Origin of the sequence: Candidatus Phytoplasma sp. AldY-WA1 (genome assembly GCF_020312115.2) — a bacterium.
In the GTDB taxonomy this organism is placed as follows: Bacteria; Bacillota_I; Bacilli_A; order Acholeplasmatales; family Acholeplasmataceae; genus Phytoplasma; species Phytoplasma vitis.
In genome coordinates this window covers 1-1339 of record NZ_JAHRHX020000110.1, presented here as the reverse complement: position 1 = coordinate 1339, position 1339 = coordinate 1, and the positions used below count along the sequence as shown (strand labels likewise).

1 protein-coding gene is annotated in these 1339 nt (G+C 18.0%); it reads left to right on the top strand.

All coding sequences use genetic code 11. From position 1 onward, the window contains the following. Positions 1-569: 569 nt before the first annotated feature. Positions 570-803, top strand: a complete 234-nt coding sequence (locus tag KTO59_RS04290) for a type II toxin-antitoxin system antitoxin SocA domain-containing protein (RefSeq protein ID WP_320412685.1) — start codon at positions 570-572, stop codon at positions 801-803. The last annotated feature ends 536 nt before the right edge of the window (positions 804-1339 follow it).

Below are 1339 nucleotides of genomic sequence, written 5' to 3'. Positions count from 1 at the left end.
ACGAACACAATAATAAATTAAAAGAACACAATAATAAATTAAAAGAATACAATAAATAAATTAAAAAATATTGATAAAAATTGTGAATTATTAAAAAAAGATATGTCATATCATCGAGAAAGTTTAGACGAAATTAAAAAAACGAACCAAGAAACAAAAGATGTAATGATAGAAATATTAAAAAAAAGATAAATCAATAGATAATAATAACAAAAAAAATAACTTGTCATCAAATATAAATAAAAAATAATTTAAGACTCTCATTTTTGAGAGTCTTTTTTTATGCCAAAATTAAATCAAAAAGGAAAATATCATTAAAAAACCAAATTAAAAAAACTAGAAAAACAAATTACTAATTTAAATAAACAATTTGTATTATTTAAAAAAACATATTATAAATGTTATTAAAATTAATTTTAGAAAAGGAGATATTAATATGAAAAATTCTAATTTTGAAAAAAGACCCAACAATAACTAATTTAAAATTACAAAAACTTTTATATTATATTCATACTCATTATTTAGTAAAAAATAAAAAAGATTCTAATAAAGAATTTTTTCCTTGTTAAATTATTAAAGAAAACGAATTTACATCTGTTAAATTAACAGAAAAACAAATAGAATCAATTAAATATATTTTAAATAAATATGGTAATATGAAACCTTGTGCTCTTTCAAATAAAACACACCAAGAAGATTCATGGATTAATAATTTTGAAGATGATCATTGTGATCCAAGCGATAATATTATTTCAGAAAAAGATATTTTTGAATATTATACTGAAAATCCTTTAAAATTATAATTTTTTTATTTTTAAGACTAAATTAAACCAAAAAAAGATAATTAAAAAAGAACTAATTAAATTAGTTCTTTTTTAATTTAAAAACAAAGACATCAATCCAGCAAACAAACAACAACACGCCAAGACATTAAACCAACAAAACCAAATTAATTATTATTAACAATTAAAAAGATTCATTCTATATGAATCTTTTTTTATACCAAAATTCACCTAAGGGAGAAAAAAATATGTCATTCATCGTCATCGAAGGACTTGTGACGGAAGTGGTAAGACTACTTTAATCAAAGCATTTCAAAAAATTTAATTCAAAACAAATTAAATTTTAAACAATATCAAGGATTAGGTAGTAGTCAACGAATTAATTTTGATAATGATAAAATAATTTTTTTTATAAATAATTATCTTTAATTATAATAATAAAAAATTATTATAAGTAAAGATAAAAGACCTATGAATAATTTAAATATTGATTTTTTTAAATTTTGTAATACTAACAAATTTATAAAAAAAATAATAATTTTTTTCTGATTTTTTTT